Here is a 20,257-nt window from a genome sequence, read left to right as displayed (position 1 = left end):
GATGCTAATAAGCTTGTCTTAAGGAAAAGATGGCGATAATGCGACGCATTTTCATTCACCACCTCACTAGACAACCCGGAGGACCGACAGCATGACGGTACGCACCCCGATCGCCGCGCAGCAGGAACGCGACAACGATTTATGGCTCAGCAAGGTGCCGCAGGCCACGGCCGTGTTTTGGCTCGTCAAGATTCTGGCGACGACGGTCGGCGAAACGGGCGGCGATGCGCTGTCCATGACGCTCAAGCTCGGCTATGCCGTGGCGACGCTGATCTTCCTCGTTTTTTTCGTCGTGACGCTTGCCGTTCAGGTGCGCTCGCGCAGCTACCACCCGGCCGCCTACTGGGCCGTGGTCATTGCAACGACAACGGTCGGCACGACGACCTCGGACTTTCTCGATCGCACGGTCGGCCTCGGCTATGTGGTGTCCTCGGCGTTGCTGCTGCTGGCAGTGTTGATCGTGCTCGCGATCTGGCGCGCCGTGGCGGGGCGCATTGAATACGACCGCATCGTGAGGCCGCGCGACGAAGTGTTCTACTGGGTAACGATCTTGGTGTCGAATACGCTTGGCACGGCGCTCGGCGATTTCGCCGCCGACAACGCCGGTTTAGGCTTCGAGCGCGGCGCGCTCGCGTTCGCCGCGTTGCTGCTCGTGGTCGCTTTGGTATGGCGCTTGGCGCGTCGCGTGCCGGTAGGCGTGCTGTTTTGGGCGGCTTACGTGCTGACGCGTCCGCTCGGCGCGACGCTGGGCGACTCGCTGACCAAGCCGGTTGCCGACGGCGGACTGAATCTGAATCGCATTTCCGCATCGCTCGCGATCTTGGCCGCCATGGCGGTGGTCGTCGTCATTCAGCATGTTTCGGGGCGAGGCAACCGTCGCGCGGCGGTATCTTCATCGGCTCGATGACGGCCGCGACGATCAACGTTGCTTCGGGCGGCGGCGCGCGGACGGCGCCGTCTTTGTGGCGCGTGCAGTCTTCCGGGGCGCGGCTGGCTTTTCCGCGGGTTCTTCTATCACTGCTTGCCGTTTAGCCCGCGGCTTCGCGGCCGATGGCAGGGCGCCAGTCTTTCTCGCCTTCTTCGCCGCCGTCGCGCGGGCGGCGCCGGTTTTTGCGAGCGGCACGAACTCCGTCTGATCGTCGTCGAACAGCGGCAGCGTTCCCACCACGATCAACTCGGCCGCGCCGGGGCCGTCGTTCACCACGCGGTGGCGCTCCTGCGCATTGAAATGAAGCGAATCGCCCGCGGCCAACAGGTAGTCCTTCTTACGCAGCGTGTAGCGCACCTGTCCCGACAGGACATAGACGAATTCGTCGCCGCCGTGGGCGACCCATTCGGAACTGTACCCCTCCAGCATTTGCACTTTGACGGCGTTCAAGAGGCTGCCGTCGAACGTCGTCGACAACCGTTCGTAGCGTTGGCGCATCGGGCCCACTCGATACGATTCGCGCCGGCCTTCATGGGAATCGGGCTGCGCTTGCCGCGGGTGTTCGAGCAGTGCGCCGAGCGGCACGCCCAACGCCTTGGCCACATTGACGAGCGAAGAAATGGAAATGCCGGTGAGATTGCGCTCGACCTGCGATAAAAAACCGACCGACAAGCTCGATGCCGTCGCGACCTCGAGCAGCGTCATCTTCGATTCTCGGCGCAGGCGCCGTATGCGCTGGCCGATGTGATTGATATCCGAATCCATGAATCCTCTTGGGGGCGATCTCCACGGCGGGAGAGGGCCGACCCGGCGCGCCGGCGGGATCGACTCCCGGCGCGAACACCGGTATGCCGGCTGCGCGCATTGTACCGCGCCCCGTCGGCGGACGTTGCTAGCGCTTGAGCGGGTTCGCGCCGATTTTTTTAGTCCCACCTAAATTTTAGCTTGACGTAAATTCGGCTCGACGGTAGCTTTTGCGGAACATGGCACGAAGACCGCGTGCATCCAGAGAAACACAAAGAACGAGCGCATCCGATGATCGATCGACTCCGATACAACTTTTCCGACTTACCGCCCTACGAACCTTCGGTGGCGGATAACCACGCACGCTTGAGCGCGCTGCTCGAGCGCATCGAACTCGATGCGCTCGTGGTGACTTCGCAGGACGAATTCATCAGCGAATACGTGCCGCGGCGCAACAGTCAGCGCTTCGCGCTGTCGGGGTTCGACGGTTCGGCCGGATCGGGGATTTTCCTTAGCGAGGCCGCGGCTGCTCGTATCGGCGTGCCGCGGTTCGTCTTGTTCGTCGACGGCCGTTATCACTTGCAAGCGGAATCGCAGTGCGACGCGGTGCATGTGCGCCTCGAAAAGCTCGAACTCGGCACGCCGATCTGGTCGGCGCTCGTGGCGTGGCTGGCAGCGCATGCCGACGCCCTTCGCTCGGTCGGCTACGATGCGCAGCGCGTGAGCGTTGCTCAACGCGATCGGCTGTTCGAGGGCACGCGGCACGACGCGCTGCGCTGGAAAGCGCTGGCGGCGCGTGAAGTCGATCGCGCGATCGCGCTGCCGGGGTGGCAGGTTGTGCGGCCGATCTTCGAAGTGCCTGAAACATTGACGGGCGCATCGGCCGCGAGCCACATCGTCGCACTCGGCGATCGACTGCGCGCACATCTGCATGCGCCGGCGTCGAGCGTGTGCTGGTTCACCTGCGCGGCCGACGATATCGGCTATCTGTTGAACTGCCGCGGCTACCATATGCCGAACGCTTCCTCGCCCTTGGGCTACTTGTTCGTGATCGGCGATCAAGTCGCACTTTACCTGCCCGAAGGATGCGAAGACTGCCCGGTCGAACTCGACGCTTATCCGAAGCTGCAAGTGTTTCGAAACGATTTGGCGGCGCTGGGGCGCTTTCTCGCGCTGTTCGACGTCGATCACGTTTGCTATGGCGCCGATGTCGTCAACTGCGCGATGCCGGACGCGCTTCGCCGAGTCTGGCCCGTTGCGCGCCACACGAGCTTCAGCCCTGTCGAGGCGATGCGCGTGGCCAAGACGCCTCGAGTACTCGACCACTTCCGCGATGCGTTCGCGCGCAGCAGCGCGGCGATCGCGCAGACCATGCGATGGGCGAAATACGGCGAACCTGGGAAGCAGCATTCCGAATACGATCTCGCGCGCAAGATCAACGATGCCTACGCCGAACGCGGCGCCGTGGGCCTGACCTTTACGACGATAGCCGCGCATGGCCCCAATAGCGCATTGGCGCACTATGCCGCTGCAAGTCCGGAAGTCGCGCTCGACGACGGCGAGCTTGTGCTGCTCGACAGCGGCGCTTACTACGAGGGCGGTTTCGCCACCGACTGCACGCGCGTCGTTTTGCGCAAGCGCGATGCTTCGGTGAATGCGCAGCCGTGGCAGCGCGAGATCTACACGGTCGCGCTCAAAGCCTGCATCAAGGGACTCGTCACGCGTTTTCCCGCCGATTTCACGGGCGAGCAGGTCGACGATGCCGTGCGCGGCGTGTGCCGTTCGCACGGCTACGATTTCAATCATGGAACGGGCCACGGCATCGGCATCCATGTGCACGAAGGCGGCGTGCGTTTCGCGCCGGGTTCGACCTACGGCCTCGTGCCGAACGCCGTAATCTCGGTCGAGCCGGGCATCTACGTGGGCGGTAAGGGCGGCGTGCGGATCGAGAACGTCGTCATCATCCACCCGAGCGCCCATGAACTCGGAAAAATCGAATTCGAAAACCTCGTCACCGTCGGCTACGACTGGGATCTCATCGACATCGACATGCTCGACGATGCCGAGCGTTCCTACCTGCGCGACTACGAACGGCGGTGCGCGGAGCTTGGCAACGACGTGACGCCGTGTCCGCTGCTGTAAGACTTGAGCGACATGAGGAGTGCGAGGCGCTGACAGCGCACTGATGCAGTGCGCGCTGCACCACGTCGATTCGCGCCGTACGGCGCTCGCGGGCGAGGCACGGTGCGACCACGGCCGTATTGCCCAAGAATGATCCGACATGGCGAGCCATGCGCCTCGATCGCGCACATGGCATACCTATTGCGTAAGCAGGCAGGCGAATTCCGGCGAGGGCATAACCTTCGCCGACATCGCCATGCCGCGGCGCGAGCGAGGGACCGAAGCGGCGTGCCGTCAGTCAACGTACGGCGGTCGAGTCATCGGCCGCGTCATGCCATGATCAAATCGCAGCCGAACAGCGCGCATCGCGCGCACAACAATAAAACCGAAACCGTCTCTGGCGAAACGATAGGGGAACTCATCAATGTCGCGGGGCGCCAGCGTATGCTGTCGCAGCGCATCGTGCTGCATGTGTTGTTGGCCGCGCAAGGACAAAAGGCCGCCGCGGGCGTCGCTCAGGACTGCTTGACGACGTTCGCCGCCGCCCATGCGGATCTCGTCAACGGCAACGACCGTCTTCCGGGCGCGTTTTCCGACGCGTTGCGCGAGCTCTACTTTGGCGCTCACCGGGCCGACGAACGCATTCGTTCCTTCATCGACGATGCGGCGCGGGCCGTTTCCCTGATGTCCGCTCACGCGCACGACGCAGGCCGTGCGCAAGCGGCCGCCGATGCGCTCGTCTCGCAGGCGTCGCCGCTGCTCGAACTGCTGCAGGGCATCACGCTCGCCTACCAGAGCGAGATGCGCAATGTTGAACGTGCGGCCTCTGAACGCGACGCGCGGCTCGCCGAGCAGCTTGGACGTATCTCGATGCAAGCGAACATCGTGGCAATCAATGCGCGCATATCCGCTGGACGGGCCGGTCCGTATGGGCGCGAGTTCGCGGTCGTCACCTCGCTGCTCGCCGACATCGTCAAAGAGATGGAGCACATGATCCACGGCGTCGTCGCCGCGCGCGCAATGTCGCCGCGCTTGCGCTGAACCTTGCGTTGCGGGTGGGCCGCGCGTATCTTGGTTGGCCTTGTCACCGATGCGCGACCCACGCGTCGCGCCAAGCGCCATGACGACTCGCCCGCTTGCCGAACGCCGCACGATCGATTACGTCCCCGAAAGCGAACGGCACGGCACCCCGTTCAGCCAGTTCACGCTATGGCTCGGTGCGAATCTGCAAGTGACGGCCATCGTCACCGGCGCTTTGGCCGTGGTGCTCGGCGGCGATGTGCTTTGGTCGCTCGTCGGGTTGTGCATCGGCCAGATGCTCGGCGGGGTCGTCATGGCGCTGCACGGCGCGCAAGGCCCGAAACTCGGCTTGCCGCAGATGATCTCGAGCCGCGTGCAGTTCGGCGTGTTCGGCGCGATGCTGCCGCTTGTCCTCGTGTGCCTGATGTACATCGGTTTCTCGGCGGGCGGCGCCGTGCTCGCCGGCCAAGCCATCGCCCAGCTGACTGGGCTCACTGCTACGGCGGGCGTGCTCTCGTTCGCATCGCTCGTCGTCGTTTCGACCTTGCTTGGCTATCGCGTCATTCACGGGTTGGGGCGGGTGATGAGCGTCGTCGGCGTCCTCGCGTTCGCTTACCTGTTCGCGCGGTTACTGGTCGATCACGATATCGGCGCGTTGCTGGCGATGAGGCATTTCTCGCTCGCGCAGTTTCTGTTGGCCGTGTCGTTGTCGGCTTCTTGGCAAATCGCCTACGGGCCCTACGTGGCCGATTATTCGCGTTATTTGCCGCGCGACACGTCGGGCTTCACCACGTTTTGGGCCGTTTGGCTCGGCTCTGTCCTCGGCTCCCAGGCATCGATGACGTTCGGCGTGTTCGCGGCGGCGCTCGCGGGCCACGCATTTTCGGGGCACGAGGTGGCGTTCGTCGTGAGCCTTGGCGGCAGCGGCGTGGCCGCGGCGCTGCTGTACTTCGCGATCGCGCTGGGCAAGCTCACGGTGACGACGTTGAACGCCTACGGCTGCGTGATGTCGGCCGCGACGATCGCGACGGGGCTGGCCGGACGGCGCAGTATCTCGGCGCTCGCGCGCACCGCATGCATCGTTGCGATGGTCGCGATCGTCGCATGGCTCGCGCTGGCCGGGCAGCATGCGTTTCTCAAGGCGTTCTCGTCGTTCATCCTGTTCCTGCTTGCGTTCTTTACGCCCTGGAGCGCGATCAATCTCGTCGACTACTACTGCGTGACGAAGGAGCGCTACGACGTGCCGGCGCTTTACGATCCGCGCGGCCGGTATGGACGGTGGAACGCGGCCGGGCTCGTGGCCTACGTCATCGGAGTGGCCGTGCAGATGCCGTTCATTGCGACGGGCTTTTATACGGGGCCGCTCGTCGATGCGTTGGGCGGCGCCGATATTTCGTGGATCGTCGGGCTCATCGTACCCGCGGTGCTGTACTACGCCGCGGCGCGGCGCACTAGCGCGCATGCGCCACGGCAACTCGTCTTGCCGGGCGAGGACCGTCAGGGCGACGAGCAATCGTGGGCCGAGCAACCGTTAGCCGGACAATCTGTAACCGGGCCGGCCGGCGAGTCGCCGCGCTGATACGGCGGCGCGACGAAACGGACCGTCGATCGCCACGCGCGCCGCATGGCGGACGGTCACGCGTTCATGCCGTCCAGCGACGTCAAGAAGCGCCGGGTGTGCTCGGCGATTTCATCGCAAGCCTCGTCGAGCGCAAAGTGCCCGGCATCCAATATATGGACCTGCGCGCCGGGCACGTCGCGCCGGTAGGCGTGCGCGCCTTCGACGGTGAACGACGGGTCGTGCTTGCCCCACACGACGAGCATCGGCGGCCGATGCTCACGCAGATAATGCTGCCACTGCGGATAACGTTCGACGTTCGTGCGGTAGTCGTAGAACAGCTCGGTTTGAATATCGATTTGCCCGGGGCTCGACAGGAAAGCGAATTCGTCGTGCCACGCATCCGGATTGTAGCGTTCGGGATGCGGCGTGCGACCGACGTGGCGCAGCCGCGTCGCTTCAAAGGAAAGCAGATTCGTGCGCAGCGCAGCCTCATGACGGTGACGATCGGCCCAAAACGCCTTGCGTGTTTCCCACAGCGGGCCGAGTCCTTCTTCGTGAGCGACGGCGTTTTGCACGACGATCGCGCGAATACGGTGCGGCTGTGCTTGCGCGATGCGAAACCCCACCGGTCCCCCGTAATCTTGGACGAACAATGCGAATCGATCGAGTTCCAATCGGTCGACCAATCCCGTCATTACGTTTGCAAGACTATCGAACGTATAGGCAAATTCGTCGGGGGCGGGCGCGGCGCTATGGCCGAATCCCGGATAGTCGGGCGCGATGAGGCGGAATCGATCGGCAAGCGGCGCAAGTAAGGTTTCATACATGCGCGAGGACGACGGAAACCCGTGAAGGAGCAGTATGGCCGGTGCTTCGCGCGGGCCCGCTTCGCGGTAGAAGATCTCGAGGCCGTCTACATCGATGGTCCTATATCTGACGCTGGCGCGAGTCCAATTCATTTCGTTCTCCTAATGAATCGCATGTGGATCGGGACTGCGGTCGATCGCGATCCGTCTGATGAAACGGTGCGGCGACGACGAACGACGACATCTGTCACTCTACACACACCGAGCCGTGGTTTCATGAAGCAAGCCTCGGACCGGGCAGTGTCACGCAGCGGGCGCGTGCGCGGCGATCGGCGTAGAATGCGCGTCGTCGCCTTCCGCGGTTCCGGAGATCGCCTCGTTGTCGCGGTAAGCGGCAGCGTCGTACATCGCCGGCCTCGCTACAGGAGCTGCCCCACATCATGACCGAATCGTCCGTTTCGGTTCGATTGCCCGAGCCTTCGTTCGACGAGCCTGTGCCCGGTTCCGCCGCGCTGGATGCGCTGGTCGAATTCACCCGTCGGCACGAGCGGCTGTTCGTGCTGACGGGCGCCGGGGTCAGCGTTGCATCGGGCATCCCCGGCTACCGCGACACCAAAGGCGATTGGATGCGCGCGCAACCGATTCAATGGCAAGCGTTTCGCGATTCCGAGCATGCTCGGCGCCGATACTGGGCCCGCAGCATGGTCGGTTGGCCGATGCTCGCGGCCGCTCGGCCCAATGCTGCCCATCGTGCGCTGGCGCATCTCGGCGCGGCGGGGCGGATTGCGCGGCTGGTGACGCAGAACGTCGACGGGCTGCATCAGCGGGCCGGCAGCGCCGACGTGGTGGAACTGCATGGCAGCATCGACGATGTCCTGTGCCTCGCTTGTGGCGTTCGCCACGCGCGCGGTGCGATTCAAGCCCAGTTGCTGCATGACAATCCTGCCCTTGCGGACATCACGGCGGCGGTATCCGCCGACGGCGACGCGCACCTCGAGTGGGATGCGCTCGATGTGTTTCGCGTGCCGACCTGTTCGTTCTGTGGCGGCATGCTCAAGCCCGACGTCGTATTCTTCGGGGAGAACGTGCCGCGAGCGCGCGTCGAGGCTGCTTCGCAGGCGCTGAAAGGGGCGGACGCGATGCTCGTCGTCGGGTCGTCGCTGATGGTGTTTTCCGGCTATCGCTTTTGCATGTGGGCAGCGAGCGCTGGCACGCCGATTGCCGCGATCAACATCGGGTTGACGCGGGCCGATGCGCTGCTCTCGCTGAAAGTGGAGGCGCCATGCGGCGATGCGTTGACCGCATTGGCCGCGCGCGTGGCGCCTTCTTCCGGTTTTATCGTTGACGGCCGTCCCTTGTAGAGGCCGTCGTGACGCGGGCGGCGGGCCGTGCCGCCGTGTCGGTATCTTGGAGAAATTCTACAAATGAGCAAACCTGCCATCGGCGTGATCGGCCTTGCGGTGATGGGCCGCAACCTTGCCCTCAATATCGAGAGCCGCGGCTATAGCGTCGCGGTCTACAACCGCAGCCGCGAGAAGACGGACGAACTCGTCGCGCAGTGTCCCGATCGCAAGCTCGTACCCGCGCACTCGCTCGAAGCGTTCGTCGATTCGCTCGAAACGCCGCGCCGAATTTTGATGATGGTCAAGGCCGGCGCCGCGACCGATGCGACGATCGCCGCGCTCAAGCCGCTGCTCGACAAAGGCGACGTGCTGATCGACGGCGGCAACACGCATTTCACCGACACGATCCGCCGCAATCAAGAACTCGCGCAGGCCGGCCTGCATTTCATCGGCACGGGCGTGTCCGGCGGCGAGGAGGGTGCGCTCAAGGGGCCGGCGATCATGCCGGGCGGCCCGCGCGATGCCTACGAACTGGTGGCGCCGATTCTCACCCAGATTGCCGCGAAGGCGCCCGACGGCGAACCGTGCGTGGCCTACATCGGCCCCGACGGCGCGGGGCATTTCGTGAAGATGGTGCATAACGGCATCGAGTACGGCGACATGCAATTGATCGCCGAAAGCTACGCGGTGCTCAAGCAAGTGGCGGGACTGACGAATGCCGAGCTTGCCGACGTGTACACGCAATGGAACGAGGGCGAGCTCGATAGTTACCTCATCGACATCACAGCGAAAATTTTCCGCAAGCGGGACGACGAAACCGGGCGAGACCTCGTGGACGTCATCCTCGATCGCGCCGCCCAAAAGGGGACGGGCAAGTGGACGAGCCAAAACGCGCTCGACCTGGGCGTGCCGCTTCCCCTCATCACCGAATCGGTATTCGCGCGGGTGCTCTCTTCGCTCAAAACGCAGCGCGTGGCGGCCAGCAAGGTGCTCTCGGGGCCGCAAGGCAAGCCTTTGCCCGGCGATCGCGCGGCCTTCGTCGAGGCGGTGCGCCGCGCGCTGTATCTGAGCAAGGTCATTTCATACGCGCAAGGCTTCGCGCAATTGCGCGCGGCTTCGGAAGAATACGGCTGGCAGCTCGATTTCGGCGGGATCGCCAAGATCTTCCGCGCCGGCTGCATCATCCGTGCGCGATTCCTGCAGAAGATCACCGACGCTTACTCGCACGATCCGGCGCTCGCGAACCTGTTGCTCGACCCGTATTTCCGCAAGATTTCCGAGGACTATCAAAGCGCGCTGCGCGAGATCGTGGTGGCGGCCGTGAATGCGGGCGTGCCGGTGCCCGCGTTCGCTTCGGCCGTCGCGTACTTCGATGCGTACCGGTCGGAGCGCTTGCCCGCGAATCTCGTGCAGGCTCAACGCGACTTCTTTGGCGCCCATACGTTCGAACGCGTCGACCGCGAGGGCAGTTTTCACGCGAATTGGGCATAGTCCGAGCACGGGGAGTGCAAAAAAGGCGACGATTATCGTTTCTTTCAATGTGAAAGCTTCGTAACAAGCGGTGATTATTGCAGGTTCGGAAAATCATTTTGATCGAATTAGTGGTTTCCCCTAGGTGATCAGCTGACTAGACTGTGGTTAATCGCTGCGGCACATCGCATGCGGCGAATCACATCATCGGAGGTTCATCATGAAATCACTCGTTTATGCAATGGTTGCGGCTTCCGCCCTGTCGATCCCGCTCGCTTCGTTCGCCCAATCGTCGAACAACGGTCCTGTCACCCGTGACCAGGTGAAGCAGGAACTGATTCAGCTGGAGCAAGCAGGGTACAACCCGGCCGCGCACGACGATCCGTACTACCCGAACGACATCCAAGCGGCTGAAGCCCGCGTGCACGCGCAAGACGGTCAGGCGCTGGCCACAGCCGATACGAGCTCGGGCACGAGCACGAGCGGGTACGGCGGCGTCGCCCCGGGCTCGGTGCAATCGGGCTCGCCTAGCGAAGCGCATCCCATCAACGGTTCGCAATCGCTGTACTTCGGGAAGTAAGCCGCTGATCAAGGCGGTTCGATGGAACGCGATCGCGCACGCTTAGTCAGATAGTAGCGATCGCCTGGCTGGACCCGCTGGCCCGCGGCCCTCGCAAGAGGGCGCGGGCCAGTTTCGTTTTGCCTTTCGGCGCAGGTCTGTGCGATGCTCGGCGGATACAATCACGATCGACGAATGACATTCGACGTGAACCGACCAAAGAGTCGTCCGGGCGACCCGTGGCATGCCGCTTGATGGGCCTTGCGCGGGTTGATATTCGCAATGCAGCATCGCATCGATCGAGGGCCGAGAGTGAAGAAGCAGAGCATTCGTGCAGAACAACCACAACGACAGAGCCGAGCCTTAGCGCAGGCCGCTCTTGCATTGGCCGGCGCGGCGCTGCTCGGCGGCTGCGCCACGGGCGATTGGTTCGGCCAGTCGCAGTTCGGGTCGCAGCAGCCGTCGCCGCAGCAGCGCACGGGCGTGCCGGCCGGCTACTATCGCGTGAACCCGGGCGACACGCTACCCGGCATCGCGACGGCTTTCGGCCAGCGCGTCGACGATTTGGCGGCCTGGAACAACCTGCCACGCACGGCCATGCTCACCCCGGGGCAGGTGCTGCGCGTCGCCCCGCAACCCGTCCCCAACGCGGCGGCCGGCGATGGGCTGGTCGTACGCCCCGCCTGGCCGGCCTATGGGCAGGTCGTGCGAGTGACCGACGCGGGCAATGTCAAAGGCATCGTCATCACCGGCAAGCCCGATGAAGCCGTCAAGGCGTCGGCTGACGGCAGCGTCATCTACGTCGGCGCCGGCATGGATCAGTACAAGTCGCTCGTCGTCGTCAAGCACGGGGGCGATGTCGTCTCGGGCTACGCCGTGAACGGCGAGGTTCTCGTGAGAGAAGGCGACACCGTCAAGAAGGGCCAGCCCCTGGCCGAAATGGGCGTCGATTCCTCGGGGCGCGGCACGCTCGAATTCGAAATCCGCCGCGCGGGCAAGCCCGTCGATCCGCTCGCCTATCTGCCTCGTTGAACGGATGACGCGAGCCGGCTGCCGAACGTCGGCCGCCGGCTCGCGCCGATCGTTCGTCACTGCGTAGGTACGCTTAGCGCGTATCGGCTACCGCCTACCGCCCGCCGCGTCATCGCTCAGGATACCGAAGCAAGCAAAATCGCCAGCCGTTTCACATGCGCTCGGAATGCCTCGAGCGTCTCTCGCTCGGCGGGCGTACTCGGCTGCGGGTGCGTCGCGAGTTCCGCTTGAGCCTTCAATTCGTCGGCGATCGCGCCGCGTGTATCGGGCGGCAGGCAGCGGATCACGGACAGGGACAGCAACTCCTGCGCGTGCAGCATGCCGATGACCGCAGGAATGTTCGTTTGCGTGGTCATGTCGGGATCTCCGAAGGACGCCGGCGGTCTTTTCATACTAGGCCGCGATCGTCGGTAAGCCAACGTCGGGCGGGCACGCGATGTGCCGCCATATCGGCATCGCATTCGTTCAAAAAAAGCGTAACCTGCATATTCCGCGGTAGGCGCCAAGCGCCGCTCGACAGCAAAGCGCATGCCGCTCGCTTGCACGAGGAGGAGTTGATGACAGCCGTCGATCTGGATTTCGACCAGCTCAACAGTACCGTCGAAGCGCTACGGCGCTCCATCTCCAATCGGTTGATGTACGGGGTCGGCAAGGATGCCGTCACCGCCAGGCCGCAAGATTGGCTCAACGCCGCGGCGCTTGCCGTGCGCGACCGGCTCGTCGCCCGCTGGATGAAAACCACGCGGCAGCAGTACGAGCAAGACGTGAAGCGCGTCTACTACTTATCGATGGAATTTCTGATTGGCCGCACGTTCACGAACGCGTTGCTTGCGCTCGGCATTCACGATCAGATGAAGGAAGCGCTGGCGAGCCTTGGGGTGGATATGGAGGCGGTGACGGAGCTCGAGCCCGACGCCGCGCTCGGCAATGGCGGCCTTGGGCGCCTGGCCGCGTGTTTTCTCGATTCCATGGCGACGCTGGCCATTCCGGGGTTCGGCTACGGCATTCGTTACGAATACGGCATGTTCCGTCAGCAAATCGTAGGCGGCGAGCAGGTGGAAACGCCCGACTATTGGCTGCGCGCGGGCAACCCGTGGGAGTTTCAGCGGCCCGAGGTGCAGTACGTCGTTCATTTCGGCGGACGTACCATCGTGCGCGATGGACGTACGCAGTGGGTCGATACCGAGCATGTCAACGCGATGGCGTACGACACCGTGATTCCCGGGTATGGGACGAGCGCGACGAATACGCTGCGTCTGTGGTCCGCGCGCGCGACCGAGGAGCTCGATCTCTCCGCGTTCAACCAAGGCGATTATGGCCGCGCGGTGGAAGCGAAGGAGCATTCGGAAAACGTCTCGCGTCTGCTGTACCCCGACGATTCGACGCCGGCGGGGCGAGAGCTGCGATTGCGCCAAGAGTACTTCTTCATTTCGGCGACGATGCAAGACCTGATTCGCCGCTATCAGCGTACGCACAGCACGTTCGGGCGTTTCGTGGAGAAAGTGGCGATCCACTTGAACGACACGCATCCGGTGCTGGCAATTCCCGAGCTCATGCGGCTGCTCGTCGACGTTCATCACGTGCCGTGGGACCGCGCCTGGAAAATGGTGCATCAAGTGTTTTCGTACACGAATCACACATTGATGCCGGAAGCGCTCGAAACATGGGATGTCGACATGCTCGCGCGTTTGCTGCCTCGGCACTTGGAAATCATTTTCGACATCAACGCCGATTTCCTGAAGGAGGCCAGCGAGCATTTCGGACACGACATCGACGTAATCCGCCGCGTGTCGCTCGTCGACGAATTCGGGCAGCGGCGCGTGCGCATGGCTCATCTCGCGATCGTCACGAGCCAAAAAGTCAACGGCGTGTCGAAGCTTCATTCGCAACTCATGGAGCGCGAGTTCTTCAGCGAATTCGCGCGTGTCTTCCCCGAGCGATTCACGAACGTGACGAACGGGATCACGCCGCGGCGCTGGCTCTCTCAAGCGAACCCGCCGCTATCGGCGCTCATCGATAAGCACATCGGCACGCATTGGCGCACCGATTTGTTCGAACTCGGCAAACTGCGCGCGCTCAAGGACGATCCGGCTTTCACGTCGGCGTTTCGCGCGGCGAAGCGGCACAACAAGATCCGACTTGCGCAGCGCTTGCTGCACGAGACGGGCTGCACCATCCATCCCGATGCGCTGTTCGATCTCCAAGTCAAACGTATCCACGAGTACAAGCGGCAACTTCTGAACATTCTCCATGTGATCGTCCGCTATAACCGCATTCGTGCGCGGCCGAACGATGATTGGGTGCCGCGTGTCGTCATCTTTGCCGGCAAGGCGGCATCGGCCTACAAGATGGCGAAGACCATCATCAGGCTGATCGGCGATGTGAGCGCGAAGGTCAATCACGACCCGGTCGTGGGCGATCTATTGAAGGTCGTGTTCGTGCCGAACTATGGCGTGAGCGTGGCCGAGCTCATGATCCCGGCCGCGGATTTATCGGAGCAAATTTCGATGGCGGGCACCGAGGCGTCGGGCACGGGCAACATGAAGCTCGCATTGAACGGCGCGCTGACGATCGGCACGATGGACGGCGCCAACATCGAGATTTGCGAGGCCGTGGGGCGCGAGAATATGTTCATTTTCGGCCACACGGCCGACGGCGTCGGCGACTTGCGCGCGTCGGGGTATCGGCCGCGGGAGATCTACGAGCACAACGCGGAGCTGCGGCTCGCACTGGATCAGATCCGCACCGGATACTTCTCCGACGGCGACCCGCATCGTTTTTCCGACATCTTCCACACGCTTGTGGATTGGGGCGATCACTACATGGTGTTGGCCGATTTCGCCGAGTTCGCGGCGGCGCAGGATGCCGTGGACGCCCGTTTCCGCGACCCGCGCGCGTGGACGGCGAGTGCGATCGAAAACGTCGCGGGCATGGGGCGATTCTCGTCGGATCGTACGATCGCGGAATACGCGGAGCACATTTGGCGCGTCAAACCGCTGATCGTGGATTGATCGAGGCGGCCGGCCGCTATGGCTATTGCGCCGCGGTGCTTTCGAGCGCCGCGAGCGCGCGCTGCAGGGCCTGTTCGACGCGGCCGACGAAGTCGGGATCGGGGCTTGTAAACGCTTCTCGATCGCCGGTGGGCGTCGTGACCATGAGCCGATGCGCGATGTCCTGTGTGTACCACGCGAGGATGCCGACCACGATGAGCATGACGCCGATCGTCAGGGCGGCGCCCGAGGTCCAGATGCCGCCGGCGACCGCGACGGCCACCCCGGCCAGCGATAGCGAAAGCGGGAGGCTTCGGTTCTTTTGAATCGTCTCGACACGCGCGCCGCGTATCTCGCGCAATGAAAAAATCTGGCCGCCCGCGCTCAGCCCATTGCGCGTGATCATGACGCCACGCTCATTGAAAGTGTTGTCCATCGAGAAACGTCGAATTGGAAAGGATTGGCTCGTCAGCCTAGCAGAGAACGGGCCGACGCGTCACGAGACGCGTGGCCGCGGTTCACATTGTGGATCTAGCAGGCTTCGCTGACGTAAAGCCGACCCGGTACATGTGCCGCGACTAGACGGGCAATGTCGGTATCGGTGAATTCGGCGGGGACGACGCAGCGGTGGGATGGGGCATCTTTATGCATGGTCCATTCGACCAGCCGATAGGTGCGCCCCCAGGGACGCTGCACAGGCGTCGACACGCGGCAGCTTTGAACCGGCAGCGCGTGTTCGCGCTTGAGCATCGTGCGCAGATGCTTGAACACCGAATCTTCGATCATCGCCGTTTCCGTTTCCGGGGGCCGCAAGGGCCGCAGCCGCCACGTGAAGGAGAATAAAAAGGCGCCGCCGATGCTCCGGCGGCTCAACAGGGGTGGTATGGGTGCATAGTGGCAGGTCAGAATTAAGCCAAACTTAAGAGGGATGTTTCGGCGTGTTACGGCGCCTCGCCGCCGGCCGAAGATCAGAAAACATGCCGAATGCCGACGCCGTACGTGCTGCCCGACGGATGCGCGGACAGCTTGTCGTACGAGTACACCGCGTAGACATCGGTGCGCTTGGACAGGTCATAGTCATAGCCGATCGACGCGGTGCTGCGAGTCGTATCCTGCGACCGTGGTGCGCTTTGCTTCGTGAAGGCCCACTCCGCCAGCACTGCCGACACGGGGGTGACCGGCACGGAGACGCCGAGTTCATAGGTGTGCGAACCCACCTCGGTCGTGGTGTTGTCGGTCGTTTGCATGGCCGCGTAGAACTTCGCGAACGACGCTTTGTAGGTCGCCCCGGCCAAGTACAGATACTGGGACGAGGCGGGCGTCGTCGCAGCGGCGCGAACCCGCTGCGCGGACAACGCAATTTGGAGCGCTCCCGCGCGATAGTTCAGGTGCAAGCCCAGATTATCGCGTCCCTGATGCCCTGTTATGCCGCTGACGGAATACTGGACGGCGCCCGAAAATCCCCCGATAGATGGCGAGAAATAGCCGATCGCGTTGTCCCAGACGGTATCGCCGAGTTCCGTTCCGTTGTAGCCCGCCACGTACGACTGAACGATGAGCGGCGAGAACACCACTGACGATCCGAACGGGTTGAGCAGGATCTGGTTCACGTAGGTTTCGTTCGTCTGCAAACCGAATTTGACCGTGCCGTAGGCCTTGTTCGAGAGTCCCACATAGGCGTTGCGCGAGAAAAGCCCGTCCGTCGTGTTGCGTCCCATCTGCCCCGTGTTCGGGCGAAAGAAGCTTTCGAGTCTGAAGACGACCTTATTGCCGCCGCCGATGTCTTCTTGGCCGCGCACGCCCCAGTACGAGGTGGTCAAACCGCCGCCGCCCTCTTGGACAGTCCCCTGCTGTGCCGAACTCGTCTTCGCGTGATCGACATACATGCCGATCAGGCCGTACATCTGCACCGACGATGTCCCGGCGCCGGCTACCTGGGCGTGCGCGACCCCGCAGCAGAGGCACGCCGAAACGGCTGCGACGGCTTTCATTCGAACGGCTAAATTGGCTCCGAACCTGTGGGCATGCTGCATTGCCTGATCTCCTAAATTGGTTTTTGAGTGCGACATGTCCCACCGCGAGCATGCATGCGGGCATGCGCGGAGGGGGGCGTTGCGGGAAACGAGGGTGGGCAGTGAAATGCCCGATGCGCCTTATTCGCGCAAGGCGCTTTGGCCTTAGCGCATCACGCCCTTCGTTTCCGGCGTGAACAGGGCCGTGGCGAGATAGACGAGGCTGACCGCTGCATTGACGGCTGCCAGCGTCATCGGCAGGGTGCCGACTTGATTGGCGAGTAGGGAAACGAGCGTCGGCATCGAACCGCCGATCGCGAAGCCGATGTTCCAAGAGATCGCCGTACCGGTCGAACGGATTTCAGTCGGAAATCGTTCGTTGAGCACGATGAGCAGCGGCGCGTAGCAGAACGTGCCGATGGCGCTCAGTGCCGCCGTATAGAACGCGATCGCGCCGACGCCATGCGCGTCGCTGAGGCCGAGATACAGCGGAGGAATCGTCACTAGCGAAACGGCGCCGGACAGCAGCATGCCGCGACGGCGTCCGATGCGATCGGTCAGCGCGCCGGACAGCACCGACGCCACGATGACGCACAGGGCCGAGCCGCTCAGAATCAGGCCGAGCTCGGTGTGCGGGACATGGTTGACGATCTTGAGGAACGTCGGCAAGTAACCCGAGGTGAGATACGAGGAGCCGCCGCCGGTCAACGTCAGCAACACGCACCCGAGCGTCACACCGACAAAGCCGCCGCGGATCAGGCTGAGCGAGCCGCGGCGCGGGGCCTGCCCATGCTTGCGCTCGGCGGCCAGCGCAACCCATAGCGGCGATTCCTGCAACCGCGTGAACACGAACAAGCCGAGCAGCGAACTGGCGAGGCCCGAGAAGAACATGACGCGCCAGCCCCACTGTGCGAAATCCGGACCGGGAATCAAAGCGCTCACCAGCACGAAGACGAGCGAGGCGAAGAGCTTGCCGATGCCGGAGCCGCCGCCCGAAATGATGCCAGAGGCAAGGCCGCGGTGCGCGGGGCCGATCGACTCGGTGCCGAGGGTATGCGTCGCCGCGACCATGCCGCCCATGAATACGCCCTGAACCAGGCGCAGAAGAAGGAAGACCAGCGGCGCGGCGATGCCGATGGTCTGGTACGTCGGAATCAAGCCCATGAGGGCCGTCGAAAAGCCCACGCCTACCGAAGCGACGACCAGCGTCCGCTTGCGGCCGTGACGGTCCGAGTAGTGGCCGAAGACATAACCCCCGACCGGCCGCATCACCAAGGTGGCCGTGAAGGCGCCGTACACGGCCGCGAGCGAGAGCATCTGGTTGGACGAGTCGAAGAATGCATGGGCGAGGATTGGCGCGACGTAGAGCAGGATGAACAGGTCGAATAGATCGAACGCCCAGCCGAGGCAGGATACGGCGACAGCGTATGCCCTTTGCCGTGGCGCGAGGACAAGGCCGGATGCGTGAGCGGGCGGGGTTTGCACGAGGGGAGTCTCCTTATATTTTCGAATCGCTGAGCGGGAGCCCGATATGCGCTCCACGCCAATTTATGCCCGGCATCATCGCGCAACGGCGCTCGATATCCAAGGAAGTCGCCCATATAGCAGATATGCCGGACCGGCATATGCCCACGGCGCGCGACCGGGCAGGCCGCCGGGCGTCGATGCGGCGCTCCGGCCGCTTTCGCCCGTTCCTAGGCGAGGCGTCCGACCGCCTCGGGCCAGTACAGGCGCATCGGATTGTCCACCAGCAGCTTGCGCTGCAACTCGGCGGTCGGTGCGATGTGCGGGATGAAGTCCACCAGCAGGCCGTCGTCGGGCATGTGATCGACGAGATTCGGATGCGGCCAGTCGGTGCCCCACAGCACGCGCTCGGGAAATGCTTCGACGACGCGGCGCGCGAACGGCACGACGTCGCGATAGGCAGCGCTTTCGCCTTGGCGCGCGGGCGGTCCGCTGTGAGAAAGACGTTCAGGGCAAGTCACCTTCGACCAGACGTTCGTGTTTTCTTGCATGAAGCGCAGGAACAACCCGAACTCGGGGCCGTCGACCGGCTTGGTCACGTCGGGGCGCCCCATGTGATCGACGACCACGACGGTGGGCAAAGAGGTGAAGAAGTCCCACAGTTCTGGGAGATCGGGCGCCTCGAAGTAGATGACGACATGCCAGCCCAGCGGTGCAATGCGGGTGGCGATGTCCATCAACTCATCGGCGGGCGTGAAGTCGACGAGTCGCCTGACGTAGTTGAAGCGCACGCCGCGCACGCCGGCCGCATGCAGGCGCTGCAGCTGCGCATCGGTCGGTTTGCCGCGCAGTGTCGCGACGCCGCGGGCACGGCCCTCGGAACGTTCGAGCGCATCGACGAGCGCGCGATTGTCGGCGCCGTGGCAGGTGGCCTGCACGATCACGTTGCGCGCGAAGCCGAGATGGTCGCGCAGGGCGAACAGTTGCTCGCACGAAGCGTCGCACGGCGTGTATTTGCGCTCCGGTGCGTAAGGGAACCGCTCGCCTGGGCCGAACACATGGCAATGTGCGTCGACGCTCCCCGCGGGCAGCGCAAACCGGGGCTTCGACGGGTTCGCGTACCAGTCGAGCCATCCGGGGCTTTTTTCAAAAGGCATTGCTTTTCGTCCTTGTCGTTGCAGGCATCGGTCAATCGCGGTACCGATTATTGCGACGGCAAGGCCGTGATCCTAGGTGGCGGAGGCGCTAGCTGTTATGCCGGATCGTTATGGCGGCGCGCGCTCACGAGTTCGCGCAGCATAGCGCGGGCATGGCGCATGAGCGGCGTGGACGGCTTGAGCGCCGATGAGGCGAGGAACAGGCGGCTGCGAAGCTCCGGCCGCACTAGCGGCCGCACGCTGAAGGCCTCGGGGTTGCCGGAGCCGTGGACAGCGCCCGCGGGCAGCACGGCATGACCAAAACCGTGGCGCACGAGGTCGAGAATCGACGGCACGCCGGACACCTCCCAGTCGATCCGCAGGCGCAGTCCCGCCAAGGTGGCTTGGGCTTCCACGAGCTTGCGCACCGTGTGCGCGCGTTCGGGGATGATGAGTCGCAGATTTTGCAGGTCGGCAAAGACCACCGGCCCGCTCGGCTCGCCGGCGGGCCCGATGAGACACAGAGGCTCTTCCGACAACGGCTCGAGTTCGATGGCTTGATCTGCTTCGGCATTGAGCACGAGTCCCAGATCGACTCGGCCTGTCGTGATCCATTCGGCGATATGCGTCGATAGACCTTCGACGATGGCCAGCTTGGCTTTGGGCAGTTCGTCGCGGAAGCGTTTGACGAGCGGCAACGTTAGCAGACGCGCGGTGCTCGGCGGCAGCGCCAGCACGACGCGCCCCGTTGGCTCGTCGCGGCGCGCCTCGACATCGTCGACGGCCAGCGCGACGCGCTGCAGGATATCGACGCCGTGCTCGAACAGGCGACGGCCCGCCTCCGTCAAGGCTACGCCGCGCCCGTTGCGTTGCAGTAGGGAGCAGCGAAGCTCGGTCTCGAGCATGCGCACTTGGCGGCTTAGTGCGGGCTGCGCGATATCGAGAATGCGAGCGGCTTGGCTGAAGCTGCCGAGTTCGGCGACGCGGACGAAGTATTCGAGCTGCTTGAGGTTCATCGTGGCGGGCGGCTCAAGGGTAGCGCGGCGCGCAAGTGAGAGGCGGGCCGCCTGA

General features: G+C 63.8%; 18 protein-coding genes. 9 read left to right on the top strand and 9 right to left on the bottom strand.

The features are described 5' to 3' along the window. Positions 1-91: 91 nt before the first annotated feature. Positions 92-907: a COG4705 family protein gene (locus ACTHNR_RS27690; RefSeq protein ID WP_440552250.1), complete on the top strand. Its 816-nt coding sequence runs from the start codon at positions 92-94 to the stop codon at positions 905-907. Positions 908-919: 12 nt separating this feature from the next. On the opposite strand, the gene ACTHNR_RS27685 is transcribed toward ACTHNR_RS27690, so the two are convergent. Next, positions 920-1,693 carry a helix-turn-helix domain-containing protein gene (locus ACTHNR_RS27685; RefSeq protein ID WP_440552249.1) on the bottom strand — a complete coding sequence of 258 codons (774 nt, stop codon included), beginning with the start codon at positions 1,691-1,693 and terminating at the stop codon, positions 920-922. A 270-nt stretch (positions 1,694-1,963) separates the two neighbouring features. On the opposite strand from ACTHNR_RS27685, the gene ACTHNR_RS27680 reads away from it, so the two are divergent. From ACTHNR_RS27680 to ACTHNR_RS27670, 3 genes are all read left to right on the top strand, one after another. Next, positions 1,964-3,814, top strand: coding sequence for a M24 family metallopeptidase (locus tag ACTHNR_RS27680; protein WP_440552248.1), 1,851 nt, complete (start codon positions 1,964-1,966; stop codon positions 3,812-3,814). A 315-nt stretch (positions 3,815-4,129) separates the two neighbouring features. Beyond that, the gene (locus tag ACTHNR_RS27675; protein WP_440552247.1) at positions 4,130-4,834 is read left to right on the top strand and encodes a type IV pili methyl-accepting chemotaxis transducer N-terminal domain-containing protein; all 705 of its coding nucleotides are present in this window, start codon (positions 4,130-4,132) and stop codon (positions 4,832-4,834) included. 79 nt (positions 4,835-4,913) lie between these two features. Then, positions 4,914-6,392 carry a purine-cytosine permease family protein gene (locus tag ACTHNR_RS27670; protein ID WP_440552246.1) on the top strand — a complete coding sequence of 493 codons (1,479 nt, stop codon included), beginning with the start codon at positions 4,914-4,916 and terminating at the stop codon, positions 6,390-6,392. 56 nt (positions 6,393-6,448) lie between these two features. Here the strand turns inward: ACTHNR_RS27670 and ACTHNR_RS27665 are convergent, their stop codons facing one another. Then, on the bottom strand, positions 6,449-7,333 hold the full coding sequence (locus ACTHNR_RS27665) for an alpha/beta fold hydrolase (RefSeq protein ID WP_440552244.1): 885 nt from the start codon (positions 7,331-7,333) through the stop codon (positions 6,449-6,451). 287 nt (positions 7,334-7,620) lie between these two features. On the opposite strand from ACTHNR_RS27665, the gene ACTHNR_RS27660 reads away from it, so the two are divergent. The 4 genes from ACTHNR_RS27660 to ACTHNR_RS27645 all read left to right on the top strand — a co-directional run bounded on the left by ACTHNR_RS27660 (position 7,621) and on the right by ACTHNR_RS27645 (position 11,584). Beyond that, entirely contained in the window at positions 7,621-8,541 is a 921-nt protein-coding gene (locus tag ACTHNR_RS27660) for an NAD-dependent protein deacetylase (protein WP_440552243.1), read from the top strand. A gap of 63 nt (positions 8,542-8,604) precedes the next feature. Then, positions 8,605-10,014, top strand: a complete 1,410-nt coding sequence (gndA, locus tag ACTHNR_RS27655; protein WP_440552242.1) for an NADP-dependent phosphogluconate dehydrogenase — start codon at positions 8,605-8,607, stop codon at positions 10,012-10,014. 199 nt (positions 10,015-10,213) lie between these two features. After that, on the top strand, positions 10,214-10,573 hold the full coding sequence (locus ACTHNR_RS27650) for a DUF4148 domain-containing protein (RefSeq protein ID WP_440552241.1): 360 nt from the start codon (positions 10,214-10,216) through the stop codon (positions 10,571-10,573). Between the two features lie 291 nt (positions 10,574-10,864). Next, complete coding sequence (locus ACTHNR_RS27645; RefSeq protein ID WP_440552239.1) at positions 10,865-11,584, top strand: peptidoglycan DD-metalloendopeptidase family protein; 720 nt, start codon at positions 10,865-10,867, stop codon at positions 11,582-11,584. Positions 11,585-11,700: 116 nt separating this feature from the next. Here ACTHNR_RS27645 and ACTHNR_RS27640 read toward each other — a convergent pair whose 3' ends face one another. Further along, a complete protein-coding gene (locus ACTHNR_RS27640) occupies positions 11,701-11,940 on the bottom strand; it encodes a hypothetical protein (protein WP_440552237.1) in 240 nt (79 codons plus the stop codon). 201 nt (positions 11,941-12,141) lie between these two features. On the opposite strand from ACTHNR_RS27640, the gene ACTHNR_RS27635 reads away from it, so the two are divergent. Continuing rightward, on the top strand, positions 12,142-14,595 hold the full coding sequence (locus ACTHNR_RS27635; protein WP_440552235.1) for a glycogen/starch/alpha-glucan phosphorylase: 2,454 nt from the start codon (positions 12,142-12,144) through the stop codon (positions 14,593-14,595). Positions 14,596-14,617: 22 nt separating this feature from the next. On the opposite strand, the gene ACTHNR_RS27630 is transcribed toward ACTHNR_RS27635, so the two are convergent. The 6 genes from ACTHNR_RS27630 to ACTHNR_RS27605 form a co-directional block, all read right to left on the bottom strand. After that, positions 14,618-15,010 (bottom strand): DUF6232 family protein, encoded by a 393-nt coding sequence (locus ACTHNR_RS27630; protein ID WP_440552233.1) that lies wholly within the window; start codon positions 15,008-15,010, stop codon positions 14,618-14,620. 95 nt (positions 15,011-15,105) lie between these two features. Then, complete coding sequence (locus ACTHNR_RS27625) at positions 15,106-15,360, bottom strand: DUF2866 domain-containing protein (protein WP_440552231.1); 255 nt, start codon at positions 15,358-15,360, stop codon at positions 15,106-15,108. A gap of 182 nt (positions 15,361-15,542) precedes the next feature. Next, positions 15,543-16,565 (bottom strand): porin, encoded by a 1,023-nt coding sequence (locus ACTHNR_RS27620; RefSeq protein ID WP_440552229.1) that lies wholly within the window; start codon positions 16,563-16,565, stop codon positions 15,543-15,545. Between the two features lie 186 nt (positions 16,566-16,751). Continuing rightward, positions 16,752-18,071, bottom strand: coding sequence for an MFS transporter (locus tag ACTHNR_RS27615; RefSeq protein WP_440552227.1), 1,320 nt, complete (start codon positions 18,069-18,071; stop codon positions 16,752-16,754). Between the two features lie 209 nt (positions 18,072-18,280). After that, a complete protein-coding gene (locus ACTHNR_RS27610) occupies positions 18,281-19,207 on the bottom strand; it encodes an amidohydrolase family protein (RefSeq protein WP_440552225.1) in 927 nt (308 codons plus the stop codon). Between the two features lie 95 nt (positions 19,208-19,302). Beyond that, complete coding sequence (locus ACTHNR_RS27605) at positions 19,303-20,202, bottom strand: LysR substrate-binding domain-containing protein (RefSeq protein ID WP_440552223.1); 900 nt, start codon at positions 20,200-20,202, stop codon at positions 19,303-19,305. Between the last annotated feature and the right edge of the window lie 55 nt (positions 20,203-20,257).

The organism is Trinickia sp. (genome assembly GCF_051954495.1).
GTDB lineage: Bacteria > Pseudomonadota > Gammaproteobacteria > Burkholderiales > Burkholderiaceae > Trinickia.
Note: the sequence above shows the minus strand (reverse complement) of the source record. Positions and strands in the feature narration are given on the sequence as shown.

Excerpts from the sequence above, each read along its gene's own strand:
- ACTHNR_RS27690 (WP_440552250.1), top strand. The coding sequence starts at position 92 with ATGACGGTACGCACCCCGATCGCCGCGCAGCAGGAACGCGACAACGAT.
- ACTHNR_RS27685 (WP_440552249.1), bottom strand. The coding sequence starts at position 1,693 with ATGGATTCGGATATCAATCACATCGGCCAGCGCATACGGCGCCTGCGC.
- ACTHNR_RS27680 (WP_440552248.1), top strand. The coding sequence starts at position 1,964 with ATGATCGATCGACTCCGATACAACTTTTCCGACTTACCGCCCTACGAA.
- ACTHNR_RS27675 (WP_440552247.1), top strand. The coding sequence starts at position 4,130 with ATGATCAAATCGCAGCCGAACAGCGCGCATCGCGCGCACAACAATAAA.
- ACTHNR_RS27670 (WP_440552246.1), top strand. The coding sequence starts at position 4,914 with ATGACGACTCGCCCGCTTGCCGAACGCCGCACGATCGATTACGTCCCC.
- ACTHNR_RS27665 (WP_440552244.1), bottom strand. The coding sequence starts at position 7,333 with ATGAATTGGACTCGCGCCAGCGTCAGATATAGGACCATCGATGTAGAC.
- ACTHNR_RS27660 (WP_440552243.1), top strand. The coding sequence starts at position 7,621 with ATGACCGAATCGTCCGTTTCGGTTCGATTGCCCGAGCCTTCGTTCGAC.
- gndA (WP_440552242.1), top strand. The coding sequence starts at position 8,605 with ATGAGCAAACCTGCCATCGGCGTGATCGGCCTTGCGGTGATGGGCCGC.
- ACTHNR_RS27650 (WP_440552241.1), top strand. The coding sequence starts at position 10,214 with ATGAAATCACTCGTTTATGCAATGGTTGCGGCTTCCGCCCTGTCGATC.
- ACTHNR_RS27640 (WP_440552237.1), bottom strand. The coding sequence starts at position 11,940 with ATGACCACGCAAACGAACATTCCTGCGGTCATCGGCATGCTGCACGCG.
- ACTHNR_RS27635 (WP_440552235.1), top strand. The coding sequence starts at position 12,142 with ATGACAGCCGTCGATCTGGATTTCGACCAGCTCAACAGTACCGTCGAA.
- ACTHNR_RS27630 (WP_440552233.1), bottom strand. The coding sequence starts at position 15,010 with ATGGACAACACTTTCAATGAGCGTGGCGTCATGATCACGCGCAATGGG.
- ACTHNR_RS27625 (WP_440552231.1), bottom strand. The coding sequence starts at position 15,360 with ATGATCGAAGATTCGGTGTTCAAGCATCTGCGCACGATGCTCAAGCGC.
- ACTHNR_RS27620 (WP_440552229.1), bottom strand. The coding sequence starts at position 16,565 with ATGAAAGCCGTCGCAGCCGTTTCGGCGTGCCTCTGCTGCGGGGTCGCG.
- ACTHNR_RS27610 (WP_440552225.1), bottom strand. The coding sequence starts at position 19,207 with ATGCCTTTTGAAAAAAGCCCCGGATGGCTCGACTGGTACGCGAACCCG.
- ACTHNR_RS27605 (WP_440552223.1), bottom strand. The coding sequence starts at position 20,202 with ATGAACCTCAAGCAGCTCGAATACTTCGTCCGCGTCGCCGAACTCGGC.